This window comes from Antarcticibacterium flavum (assembly GCF_006159205.1).
GTDB classification, from domain to species: domain Bacteria; phylum Bacteroidota; class Bacteroidia; order Flavobacteriales; family Flavobacteriaceae; genus Gillisia; species Gillisia flava.
On the sequence record NZ_CP040812.1, the window covers coordinates 765,029 to 784,898 of the forward strand.

The 19,870-nt window shown below is 41.9% G+C and carries 13 protein-coding genes; 9 read left to right on the top strand and 4 right to left on the bottom strand.

Going from position 1 to position 19,870, the window contains the following annotated elements:
- The 3 genes from FHG64_RS03320 (at nucleotide 1) to xseB (ending at nucleotide 2,318) form a co-directional block, all read left to right on the top strand.
- Nucleotides 1–684 (top strand): aspartate/glutamate racemase family protein, encoded by a 684-nt coding sequence (locus FHG64_RS03320; RefSeq protein WP_139065073.1) that lies wholly within the window; start codon nucleotides 1–3, stop codon nucleotides 682–684.
- 106 nt (nucleotides 685–790) lie between these two features.
- Entirely contained in the window at nucleotides 791–2,119 is a 1,329-nt protein-coding gene (gene xseA / locus FHG64_RS03325) for an exodeoxyribonuclease VII large subunit (RefSeq protein WP_139065074.1), read from the top strand.
- On the top strand, nucleotides 2,112–2,318 hold the full coding sequence (gene xseB, locus FHG64_RS03330) for an exodeoxyribonuclease VII small subunit (RefSeq protein WP_139065075.1): 207 nt from the start codon (nucleotides 2,112–2,114) through the stop codon (nucleotides 2,316–2,318). Before xseA ends, xseB begins: the two co-directional genes overlap by 8 nt.
- A gap of 153 nt (nucleotides 2,319–2,471) precedes the next feature.
- On the opposite strand, the gene FHG64_RS03335 is transcribed toward xseB, so the two are convergent.
- Nucleotides 2,472–4,961, bottom strand: a complete 2,490-nt coding sequence (locus FHG64_RS03335; protein WP_139065076.1) for a glycogen/starch/alpha-glucan phosphorylase — start codon at nucleotides 4,959–4,961, stop codon at nucleotides 2,472–2,474.
- 494 nt (nucleotides 4,962–5,455) lie between these two features.
- Between FHG64_RS03335 and FHG64_RS03340 the strand changes: the two genes are divergently transcribed.
- A complete protein-coding gene (locus FHG64_RS03340; protein WP_139065077.1) occupies nucleotides 5,456–7,585 on the top strand; it encodes an elongation factor G in 2,130 nt (709 codons plus the stop codon).
- Nucleotides 7,586–7,629: 44 nt separating this feature from the next.
- On the opposite strand, the gene FHG64_RS03345 is transcribed toward FHG64_RS03340, so the two are convergent.
- Nucleotides 7,630–8,319, bottom strand: a complete 690-nt coding sequence (locus FHG64_RS03345; RefSeq protein ID WP_139065078.1) for an arylesterase — start codon at nucleotides 8,317–8,319, stop codon at nucleotides 7,630–7,632.
- A 72-nt stretch (nucleotides 8,320–8,391) separates the two neighbouring features.
- Here FHG64_RS03345 and FHG64_RS03350 point away from each other — a divergent pair, with 72 nt between their 5' ends.
- Both FHG64_RS03350 and FHG64_RS03355 read left to right on the top strand, forming a co-directional pair.
- Entirely contained in the window at nucleotides 8,392–9,081 is a 690-nt protein-coding gene (locus FHG64_RS03350; protein WP_139065079.1) for an ABC transporter ATP-binding protein, read from the top strand.
- A complete protein-coding gene (locus tag FHG64_RS03355; RefSeq protein ID WP_246054265.1) occupies nucleotides 9,078–11,633 on the top strand; it encodes an ABC transporter permease in 2,556 nt (851 codons plus the stop codon). Before FHG64_RS03350 ends, FHG64_RS03355 begins: the two co-directional genes overlap by 4 nt.
- A 9-nt stretch (nucleotides 11,634–11,642) precedes the next feature.
- Here FHG64_RS03355 and FHG64_RS03360 read toward each other — a convergent pair whose 3' ends face one another.
- On the bottom strand, nucleotides 11,643–15,104 hold the full coding sequence (locus FHG64_RS03360; protein ID WP_139065080.1) for a sensor histidine kinase: 3,462 nt from the start codon (nucleotides 15,102–15,104) through the stop codon (nucleotides 11,643–11,645).
- A 35-nt stretch (nucleotides 15,105–15,139) separates the two neighbouring features.
- Nucleotides 15,140–16,483 (bottom strand): hypothetical protein, encoded by a 1,344-nt coding sequence (locus FHG64_RS03365; RefSeq protein WP_139065081.1) that lies wholly within the window; start codon nucleotides 16,481–16,483, stop codon nucleotides 15,140–15,142.
- A 545-nt stretch (nucleotides 16,484–17,028) separates the two neighbouring features.
- Here FHG64_RS03365 and FHG64_RS03370 point away from each other — a divergent pair.
- The 3 genes from FHG64_RS03370 to FHG64_RS03380 are packed head-to-tail and all read left to right on the top strand — an operon-like array spanning nucleotide 17,029 to nucleotide 19,831.
- Complete coding sequence (locus FHG64_RS03370) at nucleotides 17,029–18,357, top strand: sensor histidine kinase (protein WP_168191311.1); 1,329 nt, start codon at nucleotides 17,029–17,031, stop codon at nucleotides 18,355–18,357.
- A 44-nt stretch (nucleotides 18,358–18,401) separates the two neighbouring features.
- Nucleotides 18,402–18,779: a response regulator gene (locus tag FHG64_RS03375; RefSeq protein ID WP_139065083.1), complete on the top strand. Its 378-nt coding sequence runs from the start codon at nucleotides 18,402–18,404 to the stop codon at nucleotides 18,777–18,779.
- A 14-nt stretch (nucleotides 18,780–18,793) separates the two neighbouring features.
- On the top strand, nucleotides 18,794–19,831 hold the full coding sequence (locus FHG64_RS03380) for an adenylate/guanylate cyclase domain-containing protein (RefSeq protein ID WP_139065084.1): 1,038 nt from the start codon (nucleotides 18,794–18,796) through the stop codon (nucleotides 19,829–19,831).
- Nucleotides 19,832–19,870: the final 39 nt, after the last annotated feature.

Genomic DNA, 19,870 nt, shown 5'->3' on the forward strand with positions numbered 1-19,870 from the left:
ATGAAGAAGATCGGACTTATAGGCGGTACCTCCTGGCACTCGACAATAGTTTATTACCGGCTCATCAATGAATATGTAAGTGAGAAAATTGGAACAGGTGGAAATCCTGAGTTGCTTATGTATAGTATCAATATAGAATTAATGCGGGAGCAAAACAGGGAAAAGATAAATCATAAATATTTAGAGGTAGCAAAGATTCTTCGTGAAGCAGGGGCAGAAGCAATCGTAATATGTGCCAATACCCCGCATATGGTTTATAATTTCGTGCAACCGCAAATAAACATCCCAATTCTTCATATTGCAGATGCCATTGGGAAAGAAGCAGAGAAGTTGAACCTCAAAACCCTGGGGCTTCTGGGTAACCGCCCCACTATGACCGGGGATTTTATACCTTCAAGATTAAAGGAGAACTATGGAATAGATATTATACTTCCAGATCCTGAATACCTGGACCGCAATCATCACTTTGTTTCTGCAGAACTAACCCGGGGGATCTTTAGCAAGGAAGCAAAGAACTTTTTTCTGGAACAAATGCGGTTATTAAAAGCGAAGGGTGCAGAAGGAATCATATTGGGATGTACAGAATTACCTATACTTATTGAAAAGGAAGATATTAATATCCCTATGATTGCCACAACTCAATTACACGTGAAAATGGCTGCAGACTTTATCCTGGAAAAATAGCATGGGAGGAGAAAATACTTTTTGAAAAACCTGCACTACGGTACAAAATTAAAAATCTTTTTCTTCAAATTTTGATACATTAGCAAGAGTGAAATCCCGCCCTGCAATGTTAGAAAAAAAAGTCTTTACTCTTTCCAGCCTTACCCGTTCTATTCAAAATGTGATAGATTCACATTGTAATAAGGTAGTTTGGATCAAGGCAGAGATCGTACGGCTTAATTATTATCCAAAATCTGGTCATTGTTATCCTGCCCTTGTTGAGAAAAAGGATGGAAAGGTAATTGCAGAGCTGCGTGGCAATATATGGGCCGGAAACTTTGAGCTAATAAATAAAAAGTTCAAATCTATTTTAAAAGAGGAGCTTAAGGATAATATTACCGTGGTTGTAAAGGGCTCTGTCACCTATAATCCTGTTCACGGCCTGGCCCTTAATATTACAGATATTGATCCTGAATTTACGCTGGGGGAACTGGCAAGGGAAAAAGCCGAGACTATCTCGAGACTTAAGGAGCAAAATATTTACGGACTTAACAGGCAAAAAACCCTACCAATGCTACCTAAGACTATTGCTGTGATCTCTGTGGAGACAAGTAAAGGTTACGGGGATTTTATGGACGTTATAACTAATAATCCCTATCACTACAAATACCATTTCCTGCTGTTCCCTGCCATCCTGCAGGGAGAGCGCGCTATTTCCACAATTAAGGCACAGCTCGAGAACATTCGAAAACACAGCAATGATTTTGATGCAGTAGCAATCATAAGAGGTGGAGGCGGCGAAATAGGATTAAGCTGCTTTGACAGTTATGTGCTTGCAGAAAAAATTGCAACTTTTCCCATCCCTGTTCTCACGGGAATTGGACATTCCAGCAACGAGACCGTATGCGATATGGTAAGTTTCCAAAGCTTTATTACCCCCACCAAGATAGCTGAATTCCTGTTGCAGAAGTTCCATGATTTTGCTGCACCACTAAAGGAGAATGAGCAAAAATTAAATAATGGGGTAAACACAATGTTCAGGGAAAGAAAAACCGGATTGGTGGAAACGTCGAGACTTTTTAGTTCCCTGAGTATAACCGCCCTTTCCAATGCCAGGGCCAATCTTCAAAACCATATTTTTAACCTTGAAAAACAGGGAGAGGTCCTTATCGCCAGGGAAAATAATATTTTGGAGCAGGCCGGCAGGACTTTGGTTAACCGGGCAACAAACCCCCTGGACGATGCCCGTACCCAACTCACTTTTACTGAAGAAAAAGTAAGAATGCTTTCCCCCAAAAATATCCTTAAAAGAGGTTACAGTATAACCCGGCAGGATGGAAAAATCATAAAAAGCACACAGGAAGTAAAAACATCAGGGATTTTGGAAACCAGGCTGTATGAAGGAACAGTCATAAGCAGGATTGAAAAAACTATAAACACCACCACAAATGAGTGAAGAAATAAGCTATACCGCAGCTCACGATGAACTGCAGGATATCGTACTGGAAATGGAAAATTCCCAGATAAGCATAGATGAACTGGAGTCAAGGATCAAACGTGCCGCAGTACTTCTTAAAATATGCAAGGACAAATTATTCAAGACTGAAAAAGAGGTGCAGGATGTTTTAAAAGAGATCAAGGATTATTCGGTATAAGCCGAAAATCCAACAATTCCTTTGTTTACTATTGTGATTCAGATCATTCCTGTCCAGGATCAGGATTAGCGTGCCAGGCCGTTTATCTTTCGGGCTCCTATTTTTTCCAGACCAAAAAATTCGGGTGTCTTTTGGGTAAAGGAAAAAAATTTGCTAAACCTTGATCGCTTCCACTTTCCATATTTTTTCACAATAGTCCTGTATAGACCTGTCTGAAGAGAATTTACCCATCCTGGCCACATTGAGAATGGACATTTTTGCCCATTTCTCACGATCCTGCCACACGTGGTAAACATTCTCCATCTGCTCGATATAGGATTGATAATCTTCCATCAATAAATACGGGTCCTGGTGTAAGAGATTGTTATAAATTGGTTTGAAAAGTTCAGTATCACCCCTGGTCAATTCATCAGAGAGCAGGAATTCCATCACTTTCTTTAAATTCTCATTTTCGGCATATATCTTATAAGGGTGATAACCCTGGGCTTTCTTATTCTCTACCTCATCTGTCGTCAATCCAAAGAGAAAAAAGTTCTCCTCCCCTACTTCTTCCCTAATTTCTACATTCGCCCCATCTAATGTTCCTATGGTAAGGGCACCGTTAAGGGCAAATTTCATATTTCCAGTTCCCGAAGCTTCTTTTCCTGCCATGGATATCTGTTCAGAAAGATCGGCTCCCGGATAAACATGCTGTGCCAGTTTAACGCTAAAATTGGGAAGGAAAACAACCTTAAGGATCTTATTCACTTCAGGATCATTATTAATAAGCTCTCCCACCGCGGTAATAAGTTTAATAATACGTTTTGCCATAAAATAACCCGGAGCGGCCTTTCCTCCAAACACAAATGCTGTAGGCGGGATGCTTGTATCCTTTTCTTTTTTAACCCTAAGATATAAGCTTAGAATATGCAGGACTTTAAGGTGCTGTCGTTTATATTCATGAATCCTTTTTACCTGCACATCTATCAACATTTCAGGATTTATATCTATTCCAGTGAGCTCTTTTATCTGGGTGGCAAGATTGCGTTTGTTTTCAAGTTTTACCTCCATCCATTTTCTGCGGAAGGTTTCATCTTCACTATAAGATTCCAGTCCTTTGAGCTTATCCAGGTGGGTAAGCCAATCCTTTCCTATTTTTTCTGAAAGCAGGGCGGAAAGACCGGGATTACTAACAGCCAGGAACCTTCTGTGGGTAACTCCATTTGTGACATTTGTGAATTTATTTGGCCACAGCTCTGCAAAATCCTTAAGAACCTGTTTTTTCAGAAGCCCGGAATGAAGGGCAGAAACCCCGTTAATCATATAGCTTCCCACGGTTGCCAAATGCGCCATTCTTATAGTAGGCTCCCCACTTTCATCAACCAGGGACATCCTGGAGATCTGGTCCCCGGTGAAGTTATGTCCTCTAAGTTCGTTGATAAACCTGCTGTTGATCTCATAAATTATTTCCAGGTGCCTCGGCAATAAATTCCTAATTAAGCTTACAGGCCATCTCTCAAGGGCCTCAGGAAGGAGGGTATGGTTGGTGTAGGCAAATGTTTTACATGTGACCATCCAGGCGGCATCCCATTCCATATGATATACATCTACCAGTAAACGCATGAGCTCTGGCACCGCTATAGAAGGATGGGTGTCATTGAGCTGGATGGTAAATTTTTCATGCAGACTTTCCAGTTTTCTTCCCTGTAGAAGATGAAGACGTATAATATCCTGCAGGGAGCAACAAACAAAGAAATATTGCTGTTTAAGTCTTAGCTCCTTCCCCGAGAGGTTCTCATCATTTGGATATAGGACTTTCGTAATATTTTCAGACCTCATTTTCTTTTCCACGGCCCGGTAATAATCACCCAGGTTATAGGCAGCAAAATCAAAGGATTCTGTTGCTTCGGCCTTCCAAAGCCTTAGAATGATCCCGTTGCTTTGATAGCCCAGGATAGGGGTATCATAAGCCGTTCCCTTGACTTCAGATCCCGGGATCCATTCAATATGCAGTTTATCATTCTCATCGCGGGTATGTTCTGTATATCCACCAAATTTCACTTCAAAGGAGATCTCCGGTCTTATAACCTCCCAGGGATTTCCATTGTGCAGCCATTTATCTGTAGACTCAACCTGCCAGCCCTCTTTGATCTCCTGTTTAAATATTCCAAATTCATACCGTATACCATAAGCAATTGATGGTATTCCAAGGGTAGCAAGGGAGTCCATATAGCAGGAAGCAAGTCTTCCAAGTCCGCCGTTTCCAAGTCCCGGTTCCACCTCCTCTTTCAGCAGTTCTTCCAGGTCCAGGTTAAGTTCGGCCAATGCTTCCCTTGTCTCCTCCATGATCTCGAGATTTAGAAGGTTGTTACCCAAATGCGGTCCCGGTAAATACTCAGCAGAAAGATAGGCCACCCCTCTGGCATCCTCCTCTGCATACTGCTCAAGAGATTTCACATATTTTCTAAACACCCTGTCCCTTACTGCCAGTGCGAGAGAGGTATACAGGTCATTGGGAGTTGCCACCACCGGGATACGTCCCAGGCTATAAAACAATTTTTCTAAAAAGGAAGTTTTGATATCCTCCTTACTAAGGCCAATATTTCCAACTTCTACCCCCGGTTTTGTAAAGTAACTTTCAATTTTTTTGTTCCTGGATTTCATGTGCAGTAAAGATTTAGAATGAGAAATGTTCCCATTGCGGTTGAAGGATTAAACTGATCATTAACAGGTCCTTTTAAAATTTAAAGGTCAGAATTTAATGAAAATTGATTGAAGCGCAGTTGCAAAAACAGGTTATAAGATAACTTTATGATTATTTTAAATTGTGAAATACCAGTTTTGATGTTTTGTTTATTCATAAAATATGCTACCTCCCACCATTAAATCCACTTCAAAAGGTTTATTAGCCCATTCTTTAATCAAGACATACATTCTTTAGAAAAGATATTTTCTGTTTTAAAAGATTAACCTTTTTATCGAAAATATGACAAAGATCATTTCTACATTAAGAAAATATTGAAAACTATTTTCTTAACTTTAAGAGGTTGAAATTCTTAAAGTTAGCGCATGTTACCAGACAAAAATAATTTGACGCACTTCCTTTCCTGGAATTTCCATATTCTGCACTTTTTATCCATCCTTAAAACATCTTTCCAATGAAAATTTACGATGACAAACACATCAAGAATGTGGTATTTGTTGGCGCACATAACAGTGGCAAAACCACCCTTGCAGAAACTATGCTTTTTGAAGCAGGATTGATTAACCGCCGCGGGAAGGTAGAAAACAAGAATACGGTTGCAGACCATCATGAGATCGAACACGAGAAAGGGAACTCCGTCTTTGCCACTCCATTGCATACAGAGTGGCGCAACTATAAGATCAATATTATTGACACTCCCGGCCTGGATGACTTCATTGGGGAGGTAATTTCCTCTATACGTGTGGCAGATACCATAGTTACTGTCCTAAATGGACAGCACGGTGTGGAAGTGGGTACAGAGATAATTTGGAACTATATAGACAAATATCATAAACCAACGATTTTTGTCATCAACCAGATAGATCACCCCAACCTCAATTTTGAGGAAAGTTTTAAAAGCATTAAAGGGCTGGTGGGTAATAATGCAATAAAAATTCAATATCCGCTTAAGGTAGACGGTGCCCAGTGCATTATTGATATCTTAAAAATGAAGATGTATAAATTCCCTGCTGAAGGTGGGAAACCAGAAAAACTTCCCATCCCTGTGGAACAAATGGAAATAGCGGAATGCCTTCACAATGAGCTGGTAGAAAAAGCAGCTGAAAATGATGAGGAATTAATGGAACATTATTTTGATGAGGGCACTTTGAATGAGGGCGAACTAAGAAAAGGGATCAAAGCGGGAATGCTTAACCACGACCTGTTCCCTGTTTTTTGCATCTCTGCCCTACAGGATATGGGAAGTGGAAGGTTAATGGGCTTTATTGACAACGTAGCCCCTGCAGCTGCCGATCTTAAACCAGAGCAAAGTATTGACGGGAAAGAAATCCCGTCTACTAAAGAATCTCCCACTGTGCTTTTCGTATTTAAAAGTGTACACCAGCCAAACCTGGGGCAGGTAACCTTCTTTAAGGTTATAAGCGGGGAAGTTCGATTGAATGATAAACTGGTGAACAGCAGGAATGGGGAAACCGAAACATTTAACCAGCTTTTCATCATGGATGGGAAGGAAAGAAAACCGGTAGCCCGGCTTACAGTGGGCGATATAGGTGCTTCTTTAAAGCTAAAACATACAGAAACCAATGATACCCTCGCACAGGAAGGATTTGATATTGCAATAAAACCTATTCAATACCCCCAGCCAAGAATAAGACGGGCTGTGTTTGCTGTGAATACTAAAGACGAGGAAAAGCTTACAGATTCTTTAAAAAAGATCCACAGCCAGGATCCTACAGTCCTAATTTCCTTTTCAAATGAAACCCGACAATTGATACTCGCCTGCCAGGGGGAACTTCACCTGGCAACAATAGACTGGACCCTAAAGAATATTTATGGGGTAGAAGCATATTTTGAGAAACCAAAGATCTCCTTTCGTGAAACCATCCAACGCTCCTCTGCAGCCAATTACAGGCATAAAAAACAATCTGGTGGCTCAGGACAGTTTGCCCAGGTGCACATGAAAATAGAACCATGGAGGGAAGGAATAGAAGAGCCCGAGGGATTTAATATAAGAGGTAAGGAGGAAATGGACCTGCCGTGGGGAGGGAAGCTTGTCTTCTATAATTGCATTGTAGGTGGGGTAATTGACCAGCGGTATCTACCCTCTATAATGAAAGGAATTTTGGAAGTAATGGAAAAAGGCCCTTTAACCGGCTCCTATATACGGGATGTACGGGTGATGGTGTATGATGGGAAAATGCACCCTGTGGATTCCAATGACATCTCCTTTAAGATTGCAGGAGCCCATGCATTCAAAGAAGCCTTTTTAAACGCCAATCCTAAATTACTTGAGCCTGCACTGGAACTCCTGGTAAAAACACCTGAAGATGTGGTGGGTAATGTAATGACTGAATTACAGGCCAGAAGATCTATTATTCTTGGAATAGAACCCAATAATAACTACCAGGTACTTAAATGTGTTGCTCCTGAAGCTGAATTATTTGGATTTTCAACAGAGCTAAGGTCTTTAACCAAGGGGAGAGCGACTTATAAATCCAAATTTGCCGCTTACCAGCCGGTGCCCGAAAATATTCAACGTGAAATGATCAATAATAATGAGGGGGTGAGTGTAGCCGCAAGGTAGTAGGGATGCCACTTCAAAATGGAATAGCTATGTAAAAAATTATATTATTGATCCTGTAATTCAGGTTCAAGCATCTTCCATACAGTGCTCGCCATGATTTCCTGGCCTTCAGCCGTTGGGTGAATCCCGTCCTGTTGATTAAGGGCGGGGTCCCCGGCTACTCCTTCGAGAAGGAATGGCAGGTATTTCACATCATTCTTTTCGGCCAGCTGTGGGAAGATCTCTCTGAATTCCGTCGTATATTCCCTTCCCATATTTGGCGGTATTTGCATTCCAGCCAAAATGATTGTAGCCTGCGGATTCTTCTCCCGAACAATATCAATGATCGCCTGCAAATTTTTGCGGGTCTCTTCAAGAGGTATTCCCCGTAGACCATCATTTGCACCAAGTTCAAGGAAGAAAACCTCAACATCCTGGTTTAGCACCCAATCTATCCTATTCCTCCCGCTGGCGGTGGTTTCCCCACTTAGTCCTGCATTCACCACTTCATAGTTCCAGCCTGCTGAATCGATCTTTTGCTGTATTACAGCCGGGTAAGCTTCATTGGGATCGAGTCCCATTCCTGCAGTGAGGCTGGTACCAAAGAAAAGGACCACTTCCCTCTCCCCGGCAATTTTAGTAGTGCTTTGAGAATTTTCTTCCCGTTCATCCTGCCCTTCTTTCTTTTGGGTATCCCCACAGGAAAAAAGAAAAAGACAGCAACACAAAACATAAAATACTGGTAAGATTCTCATAGCACGCTCTTTAAATTCAAAAACAATTCTTTATTTTGCCTCTCTTCAACTAAATAAAAACAAATATATTCAATGTCAAAGATATTAAACGTCCACAATTTAAGGAAAACCTATTCAAGTGGGTCGCGGGAGATTACCGTTTTACAGGATATCAATTTTGACATTGAAGAAAGGGAAACTTTTTCCATTGTTGGGCCATCGGGGAGTGGGAAGACTACCTTGCTTGGTCTATGCGCAGGCCTGGACAGGCCAAATGCGGGAAGTGTAGAACTATGTGGAACAAAACTGGAAAGCCTTACAGAAGATGAAAGAGCGATATTAAGAAACCGGGAAGTTGGGTTTGTTTTTCAGGATTTTCAGCTATTACCTACTCTTACAGCCCTGGAAAATGTGGCGGTACCACTGGAACTGCAGGGTGCTAAAGATGCCACTAAGAAAAGTAAGGAGTTGCTCGAAAAAGTTGGCCTGGGAGACAGGTATCATCATTATCCCTCACAACTCTCAGGAGGGGAACAACAAAGAGTTGCCGTAGCCAGGGCCTTTTCAAATAGCCCGTCTATCCTTTTTGCCGATGAGCCCACGGGAAACCTTGATGCAGAAACCGGTGAAAAAGTAATCGAGCTCTTATTCAATTTGAATAAAGAAGCAGGGACCACCCTTGTTATAGTGACCCACGATCTTGAACTGGCACGAATGACAAAACGTGTCCTGCGGCTCAAGGGCGGGAGAATTATTGATAATTCCATAGCTGCAGCACAATGATGAAAACAAAAAAAGGATCACCAGCTGCGGGGATAGGATGGCTTACAAAAATGGCCTGGCGGGATGGGAGAGCCAGTGCAAAAAAACTGGGACTTTTCGTGGCGTCAATCGTTCTGGGGATTGCAGCAGTCGTTTCCATCCAATCATTTGGAGAAAATCTAAAAGATAATATCCAGCTCCAATCCAAGGCCCTAATGGGTGCCGATTTTCGTATTGACAGCAACAATCCTCCTAATGAGCGGGTAATGCAGATCATGGATTCTCTTGGAGGGCCAGAAGCCAGGGAAATAAGTTTTACATCCATGGCAGCTTTCCCCGCTACCGGTGCAGCCAAACTGGTGCAGGTACGTGGGGTAGAGAAAGCTTTTCCGCTTTATGGGCAGCTGGAGACCAATCCCGCTGCAGCAGCCGGCAATTTTGTTGATAAAAATTCGGCACTGGTAGATGCAACGGTAATGCTTCAACTAGGTATCAAACCGGGGGATAGTATAAAAATTGGAGAGATTACCCTGCCGGTTACGGGGAGTCTTTCGGCAGTGCCGGGAACCACTGCCATATTTAGTTCTGTTGCACCACCGGTTCTTATTCCCTACCATCTTATCGAGGACACCCAACTGGTCCAAACCGGAAGCAGGGTGGGCTATGATTTCTACTTCAGGGCAAATGAAGCTACCAACCTGGAAAGAATGGACAGGGTCCTTGGTCCCAAGCTGGATGCACAAAATGCCGATCTTGATACCCATACCTCAACCAGCCAGCGTATGGGACGCAGGTATGAGAATTTTGGAAAGTTCCTCAACCTGGTAGCATTTATTGCCTTACTACTTGGATGTGTGGGAATTGCCAGTGCAATTAGTATATATATTAAAGGAAAATTAAAGGACGTTGCGGTACTCAAATGTATTGGAGCCAGCCGTAGACAAACTTTTTTGATCTATTTGATCCAGATTGGAGCAATAGGCCTTGTGGGAGGAATTATAGGAACTGTACTTGGACTTTTCCTGCAACAGCTCTTTCCACTCCTATTGGGAGACCTGCTTCCCGTTGATGTTGAAATGAGTTTCTCGCCCAGGGTAATAGCCATGGGTGTCCTGTTAGGAATTTTTATGTCCCTGCTGTTTGCTCTTTATCCTTTAATGGGTACTTTATATATTTCACCCCTACAGGCACTGCGTGTACAAAACGAAGGAAAAGATAATTCAGGAAAAGCAGGGTTGCTTGTGCTGGGGGGCATATTTCTTTTCATCCTTTTATTTTCCTATTGGCTGCTGGAAGACTGGCGATACTCCTTCTCTTTTGTTTTGGGTATAATAATTACCTTCTCTATTCTGGCAGGAGTAGCCAAACTATTCATGAAGGCCATTAAAAAATATTTCCCTTCCTCCTGGGGATTCCCGGCCAGGCAAAGCCTTCTTAACCTTTTTCGGCCTCAAAATCAAACCCTTACCCTGGTGCTGGCAATTGGGGTAGGCACCTTTCTTATAAGCACCCTGTATTTCACCAAAGATGTCCTGCTGGCACAGGCATCTATTGAAGCGCAGGAGGATAGCCCAAATATGATCCTGCTTGATGTCCAAACGGGTCAACAGGACGGGGTAAGGCAAAGTATAGAATCCCAGGAATTGAAGGTGATGGATGATATCCCAATTGTTACTATGAGGGTACAAAGTATTAAAGGAAGGTCCATAAGTCAAATACGACAGGATACGGCAGCCAATATTAACCGGTGGGTTCTTAATCATGAATTCAGAGTAACTTATCGGGATTCTCTTATTGCTTCTGAGACTTTGGAACAGGGAGAATGGGTAGAGGAGGCCACGCGCGGGGAACGTGTACCAATTTCTGTAAGTGATAATTTTGCTGATGATGCCAAAGTAGCGGTAGGAGATGAACTTAGTTTTAACGTGCAGGGAGTGTTGCTTAATACTGTAGTAGCCAGTGTGCGGACGGTAGACTGGAGCAGGATGCAAATGAATTTCTCCATAGTCTTCCCGGCCGGGATCCTGGAAGATGCACCCCAATTCAGGGTTCTCACTACCAGCCTTCCAGATGAACAAACCTCTGCAGGATTGCAACAGGAATTGGTCCGGAATTTTCCAAATGTCACCATTATAGATCTACGACAGGTGCTCACCGTTGTTGAAGGGCTCCTGGAAAAGATATCCTGGCTTATTAATTTTATGGCGTTCTTTAGTATTCTCACTGGAATTATTGTACTCCTTGGAGCTGTGCGAACCAGTAAATACCAGAGGATAAGGGAAAGCGTACTTTTGAGGACACTGGGTGCAAAAAGCAAGCAAATACTTAAGATACTTGCACTGGAATATATTTTTCTTGGAGCATTAGGTGCCATTGCAGGGATCCTCTTATCACTTATAAGCAGTCAACTCCTCGCCTGGTTCCTTTTTGAGACCCCTTTCCTGCCTTCCTGGATTCCATTCCTCGTGCTTCTGCCTGGCATTATATTATTGGTTTTATCCATTGGCCTTAGCAATAGCATGGGAGTAATAAGAAAAGCGCCGCTTGAGGTCCTGCGAAAAGGAACATATTAAAATAGCGGACTATCTGGCCAGAACCTTTTTTCGAGGTTCATTTTTTAAAATAGGAAGTGAAATAATAAAAGTTGCTCCTTCCTCATCGTTATTAACAAGACTTAGAGAACCATTGTGACCGTGGGTAATTATATTATAACTCAGGCTTAGTCCAAGGCCGGTTCCTTCGCCAGTAGGTTTGGTGGTGAAAAATGGCTCAAAGATCCTTTCTTTAATATCCTCTGGCACCCCGGGACCATTATCTGCTATTACTATCTCCACAAATTTTTCCCGTTTTCGGGTAGTAATCCTTACAAGGGGCTCATAATCATCCCCTGTAAATTTCTTTTTCCCCAGTACGGCATCCAGGGAATTCCCTACTACATTAAGCAGCACCTGCCCTACTTCCTGACCCACGATCCTTATTTCTCCGAGGTGGGCATCCAGGTCTTTTTCGATCCTTGCTTTAAACCCGGGATATTGGTTTCTTTTTCCCTGGTATGCCAATTCTGTATATTTCTCCACAAGATCATTAAGATCAAATAATTCAAAGATGGGTTTCCCACCACGTGCGTGCTGCATCATAGAACGCACAATAGCATCTGCCCGTTTTCCATGCTCCTCGATCTTTCTTGTGTTTTGCTTTAGGTCGTGCATAAGGAATTTGATCTCTTCCTCATCTCCCTTTCGCCTTGCCTCCTCGAGTTCCTCCACAAGGTCTGAAGATAGTTCAGCAAAATTATTGATAAAATTAAGGGGGTTCTTGATCTCGTGGGCTACCCCGGTTGCAAGTCGTCCCAGAGAGGCCATTTTTTCTGCCTGGATCAATTGTTTCTGGGTAGTCTTCAATTCATTATATGCCTTTTCAAGCTCCCTTACTTTAGCAAGCTCGAGGGCCTTTTTTTCATTCTCGGCACGTAAGGCGTGGGCCTGGGATTCTGCTGCATTGGATCTTGCTGTAGCAGTTTCAGCCTGTAATTCAGCCTCCCGTAATCTCGCGTGGTCCCGTTCCCTTTTGATAAGCCTTCTACGTTGAACCCTGTCTATTATAAAGGTAAGAGTTCCAAAGAACAGGGCATAAAGCACAAAAGCCCACCATTGTAACCAACCTACCGGTTCTACAGAGAAGGTATAGCGCAGCGGCTCCAATGCCATAATGCCGCTCTCATTCTCTGCAATTACTTCAAGGGTGTAGTTACGTGGAAGGAAATAGGCCGGGAGATTGGTATACCTTAACCTCTTTACATTTGTAGGCTGGGACCAGGAGTCCTCATATCCAATAAGACGTGTCCTGTATTTCACATTTGCCACATTAGCATAACTAAGAGCAGCATATTCAAAGGTTACTTCATTCCTGCTGTCACTTTTATAGGATATTTCCACTGAGGTCAATGCCAGTTTTGGCGGAACCGTATTAGGCTGGTCTTTTTCAGGGTCGTAAATAGAGAGCCCGCCGGAGGTGCCGTAATAAATCTTGCCTTCCTCATCAACTTTTACAGATCCATAAAGCCATACTTCATTGTCCACCAGGCCATCCTGCCGGGTAATAATGCTGAGAACTTTCCCATCCACAGGGTCTACCTCGGCCAGGCCTTTGTTTGTTCCCACCCACAAATTTCCGCTTCGCGGTGAAACGGCAAAGCTTACGGCATTATTTGCAGGAAGTCCACGGTTTCTGTTAATGTGCAGGAGGATTTTAAATGATTCAGGATCAAGTTTAAAAAGACCAATTTGGGTACCTGCCCAAAGAACCCCGTTGTGCCACAAGAGCTTTTCGATATGATTGGTAGGAGCACCTTTATCCAAAGACCATACCTGGCTAAATATTCTTTTTTCGGCAGTATAACTTCCCAGACGATCTAAATTTATTGGTACTTCGCTGCGATATAACCCCCTGTCCAGAGTACCAACCCACACATAGCCGTTATTATCAATGCTTACAGATTTTAGCAAGGTAGCCGGAAGTCCCTGCTCCGGGCCAAATTCGTAGATGGAATCCTTATAGTAGACGAACAGACTTTTAAGACCAGGAAACCAGATGCTTCCGGCTTTTTTGTCTTCCCCTTTTGAAATATTTTCTGAAGCTATAAAAGGAGGGCTTTCCCATATAGAGAAGATGAAAGCTTCTTTTCCAAAGATCTGGACCTCCCGCACGTTATATGCATCCCGGGGCAGTAGACTTTTGCTGAAAACCAGGGCATTGAGACCTTTAGTGGTAGCTATCCATATACGGCCTTTAGGATCCTGGGAAAGGCCGTTCACCCAATCCCCGGTGAGCCCATCTGCCTGGGTGATAAACCTGGAGGATCCATAATTATTTACACAGGTGGCACCCCCTTCTGTACCCACCCAAAATCTACATGGGTTTTGACCGGAAGATGGGATAAGGACAGCATTTATCTTTCCTGATGGAAGTACAGGTTTTTCCCCTGCTTTGGAACGGGCAGTAAAATTCTCAAAAGCATTGAAATTATAACGCAATTTGGAAACACCTCCAGATTGTGCGATCCAGACATTGCCTTCCTTATCTTCCATGGTATGGAATACATTATCGCTAAGCAGGCCACCGGAACGGGAATAGGATTTGATAATCTCCCGGGTCTCCCTGTTGATCATAGTGATGCCAGACTCGCCATTACTGGCCAGGATAGTTCCATCCTGTAAAGAAGTGATCCCTGTAACATTTGATGCAAGGTCTCCAAGAATTATTTCGGGTGTGGTTATTTTATTTGCGAAATAGAAAATCTCCCCGTTCTGCCTGTAGGCCCACAAGCCGCCGGCAGTATCTTCGTAAATAGCATTGAAATTTACATTCTCGGCGTTTGTATATTCCGCATAGACTTGGGAAAGTTTTCCTTCATAAAATTCAGCCAGAATGCCGCCCTCGAGACCTGCATATACCCCACCGCTTCCTGAGGCTTTCAAAGAATTAACAGCCAGATTCCCACTATTGTTAATGCTGGTAGAAATTGTATCTATTTTCAAAGCTCCCGCCTGGTCTATATGATATCTTATAATTCCTTTTTCTGAGGTGCCAACCCATACCCTTCCAAGAGTATCCACAGCCAGCTGCTGGTTCCTGCTTATCGCTTCCCGGCTTAGAAGAGTTCCTTTGTAAAGAGGTGTGAACTTTATTTTTTTTCCGAATTGATATGAAGAAAGAGGTTTTTCTGAAACCACCAGGCCTGCACCCGAGGACACCCAAAGATGGCCTGTCTTATCCTCTGTAATTTGCCAGACACCCAGGTCCCTAAGCCCATGACTTTGGTCATATACCTCCATGGAAGCCCCATTATATCTTGCCAGACCGGAGGTAAATACCGTAAACCAAATAAAACCCTGCCTGTCCTGGTAGACCTGGGTCACCAGGGCAGATGGCAGGGCATTCACTTCACTATCGCTCGTAAAGTGAGTAAGCGGGAGCTCCTGTGCTCCCGCTTTTAACCATCCGGATAATAGGATTAATATTGGTAGAAAATACTTCCAACTCATACAATACCGGTTGTTAATCAACTAAACTATAATCATTATATACCGCCAGACCCATTAAAGGCTGAAAGTAAGCGGGTATCCCTTGAGCTAATAGCTTTAGTCTCTGCATTGGCTTTCGAACTTTCTACAGCACAATTTCCCGTTTCCCTGCAGGCTACAGCTTCAGCATAAATAAGTAATGCATCGTTGAATTTTTTATTCTGCTCCTTTGTACCCGGTAAAAGTGCACCTCTACCACTTACCACATTTAATTCAGCAGTTAGAAGTTGTTGCAGGAAGAGATCCAGATCGGTTTTTATAGGTTTAGATAAAATATCCAGTGCTGCTTTCTCTTTATTCTCACCGAAGAAAAAAGGCCCATCAAGATAGGAATCTTCAACCGCCAAAAGAAAATTACGAATATCTGTTGATGAGTAAAGATCCTTGTTAGGTCCTTTTCTACCTATCACCTGCTGCCAAAATTTAGTAGGCTCGGTAGTCACTTCAATCATTTTATTCTCTAAATCATTGGTAACCTTGGTGGAATTGAGGAGGTAGCCAAAATTAAATCCTGAAAGATCTTTAGTAACATTTGGTACATCTATAGAATTTTCTCCTACAGCAGTATAATTTGAATCCTCCAGAAGATCCTCACCCACAGCAATGGTGTAATTTCCTGTAAGCACCTTAAAAGAAAACAAACCATTTTCACCTGTGTCAACAGAACCTAATTTATTCCCTGTATCCTTATTTATCAAATCTACTGAAATGAAAGCTATGCCAGTTTCCTCTGGATCTTTGACCTTAGATTCGTTAGCATCAATATAGATACTCCCCGATAAATTATATACTCCGGCACAAGGCCCCTGAACCAAAGCGGTTTCTAATATGCTCCCGCGTGTTGCTGTGGCAGAAATAACCCCTAGCGGTATTTCACCTTTATATGTAAGAGAAAATTTTTGGGAACCATCTTTGGAAATGGACTGATTCCACTTTATTTGATCCTGCGAAACCCCGGCAGCTTGCTTCGGTGAATAGCTTATCAATTCCCCTGCACAAGATGGCAATTCAAATGTAAAACTATCCAGTTGAGGAGTAGCACCATTCCCTCTGACTTCATAATTAAAGGTAGTTGTGGCCTCTGCACCCACACCGTCTACCCTACGTTCTAATAATTTAACGGTATAAGTATTAATTTTCACCTCTTTATAGCTATCTAATAGTGCGGAGAAATAGGCGGGATAGGCATCTTCCTGTTCTTTTGTCAAAGAGGGTGTTTCAATTAAACCGGCCCCATCCAAATTTGAATCATTTGGATTTAAAATTTCATCTGCAGGTTCACATGCAGTAAACGATCCCATAACGACCAGAATGGCCAGGAAATAATAAATTGATTTCATAATGTAAAATTTTGTGGTCAAAAAAGTTAATGGGAGGAGGTGAAAAAATAATTGATAAGAATTTCAGGGGTTAATCCCTATTCCTTTCACTGACCAATTGAATCGTAGAGTATTAATTGGTAATAGCGCAAAAACTCGAAGTTGGGGCTAAGTTATTCACTTTTAATGAAATAACATTCGCAAGATATGAAATATTATTCCTAAATTTAAAAACAATTAACAGGTTATATTAAAAATAAATTGAAACTGAAAGGTAATTCCTAAGGAAAATCCCCCTTTTATTTAATTATTTAGATAATTAAATAAACAAGTCCTTTTTTGTTGTGAAAACTTTAAACCTGAAAGAAAATTTTCCCTACTTCATTTTTTCTTAGCAGACTGATTTAACTCACTGCCAATAAATATAAAAAGGTTATTGGTTTAACTTTTATACATGTAAAAAAGAAACTTCGTTTTTGAGGCTGAAGATCGAGAAAGGGAAATAAAGATTCCTGCGATTTAAAACTGTAAAAAAAGCACATCTTATCAATCAAATGGGAGAAGGAATGAAAATTACCAAAATAAATGAGCTGAAATCTGTATACGACATAGCCATGAAGCTGGTCACAGGAGAAACAGCAGGCAAATTGGATGAGGCTTATTTAAACCGGGTTTTTGCACCGTCTTTCAACGCATATGGACCAGATGAGGCAGCCATTTGCTCAAATCTGCAAGAATTCAGGGATCGCATGGCTAAACTGCGAACAATTTTGGATTTCTCATCTCTTCTAAAGGAACCCTCAGCCGTTGAACGTTCTTACTCACCGGGTAAGATCGCTGCTGTTTATATTGATAAATTTCGCCAGCAAATAAAGGATGCTCCTTTACTTCGAGTCTCTACTTTCCTTTTCAAAACCGATGATGGCTGGCAGGTTACCCATATGCATTTATCTTTTCCCTCCTCTTTTTCCAAACCTACTGTGAGTAAACCTTTGGAGGACGAGGCGCAATCAAATCAAAACTATAAGATCCAATTGGAAGAACGTACAAGGGCTTTGAATGATTCCCTTGAAGTATTGAAAGCCACCCAGGCGCAGCTATTGCGACAGGAAAAATTAGCGAGCCTTGGCCAGCTTACGGCAGGTATTGCACACGAGATAAAGAATCCGCTTAATTTCATTAATAATTTTTCAGAATTGAGTTTAGAATTTTTGGATGAAATAAAAGAACAACTTGAAAAGCTAGATCCCAATGAGGCTACTGAAGAGATCAATTTTCTTCTGGAAGATGTCAAGGCCAATCTAGCTAAGATTTACCAACACGGCACCCGGGCAGATGGGATTGTGAAATCCATGTTACTGCATAGCCGTGGTGGTAATGGGAAAATGGAAGACGTTGATCTAAATACCCTGATCAGGGAATATGTAAACCTTGCTTTTCACGGCATGCGAGCCAATAAGAATCCAATTAATGTCGACATCCAGCTGGACACAGACCCCGGCCTTGGTTTGGTGAAAATGAACGCTGAAAATTTTAGCCGTGTGATTCTCAATCTTTGCAAAAATGCCTTTGATGCCATGCGGGAAAAACTGGAACAAAAGGATACTAAGGATTATACCCCAAAATTGATTGTGAGAACAAAGCACCTACAAGATAAAGTTATAGTAGAGGTTGAAGATAACGGCCCGGGGGTTCCGGAAGGGATCAAAGAAAAATTGATAACCCCCTTCTTTACAACTAAAAAAGGATCAGAGGGCACCGGGCTGGGTTTAAGTATATCAATGGATATTATCCAGTCACATGGAGGTGTTATGGATATCACCACCAAGGAGAAAGAGTTCACCTGCTTTACCATTAAATTAAACAAAGAAGGCCCCGGACCGGATAAGAAATAAGGGGAAAGGAAAGAATTATGAATTTTGTAAAAATACCAGGGAGTATGAAAATATTAATAGTAGATGACGAAAGAGATGTGGAGATGTTGTTTCGTCAAAAATTCAGAAAGGAGATAAGGAACGAAGGCCTTGAATTGATCTTTGCTTTTTCAGGCCAGGAAGCACTGGAGATCCTTGGAGCTGTGGACCCCCCTAATGTGGTATATGTGTTTTCTGATATCAATATGCCCGGGATGACCGGTTTAGAGTTATTGCAGAATGTAAAAGCCCGGTTCCCCGGGATCAAGGTAAGTATGATCTCTGCTTATGGTGATGCTGCCAATCATGATAAGGCAATGAGCTCGGGAGCCAAGGAATTTTTTACCAAACCCATTGATTTTCTTTCACTAAAAAGAGAGATCAGGGAGATTATGACCAATTAAATACAGTTTTTCCTATGGCAAAAATATTAGTGGTAGATGATGAAGCAGATCTGGAGATCCTTATTAAGCAGCGGTTTCGCCAAAAAATAAGGCAGAAGGAGTATGAATTTGTTTTTGCCCTAAATGGTCGTGAGGCGCTTGAACAGCTGGAAAAGCATAAGGATATTGAGCTGGTGCTAAGCGATATCAACATGCCGGAGATGGATGGCTTAACCCTTCTTTCAAAGATCAATGAAAATAATTCACTGTTAAAGTCGATCATTGTCTCGGCTTATGGTGATATGGAGAATATCAGGACAGCAATGAACAGGGGAGCTTTTGATTTCATTACAAAACCTGTGGATTTTAAAGATCTGGAGATCACTATTGACAGAACTCTCGCGCACGTGAATCAAATAAAGCAAACTTTAAAGGCCATGAAGGAGAATGACATACTTCGTATGTACGTAGATGAGACCGTTCTAAATTTTATGGGTCAAAAAGAGGTGGAAACCTCCCTTTTTGAAAATGAGACAATAGAGGCAACTGTAGCTTTTATTGATATCGTGGAGTTTACCAAAATAAGTGAAACAAGACCCCCCGATGTGGTGGTAAATCTTCTCAATGATTATTTTGACCTTATGGTGAAAGAGATCATTAACCAAAAAGGGATCGTAGATAAATTTATGGGAGATTGCATAATGGCAGTTTATAAAGGCCCGTTTCACCTTGATAGGGCAATAGATTCCTGTCTTGCCATCAAGAATAAATTAATGGACCTGCCTGAAAGGGAGGAAGAAGATTTTAAGCCAATGTTATCCATAGGTATTAACAGTGGGGAAATGATCTCTGGCAATATTGGCTCCTGCACCCTGCGAAGGCTGGACTATACAGTTATTGGGGATATTGTGAATGTGGCTGCAAGGTTGCAATCTGCCGCCACCATAAATCAAATCCTCATAACCGCGAAAAATTATGAAATGATCAAAGAGTCTTTTAACTGCAAAGAAGTAGGCTCTATATCCATGAAAAATAAAAAAGACCCGGTGCTGGTTTATGAAGTTCTAAATTAAAATTACGCGTTTATATTAATTCAAAATATTGAAGACTAT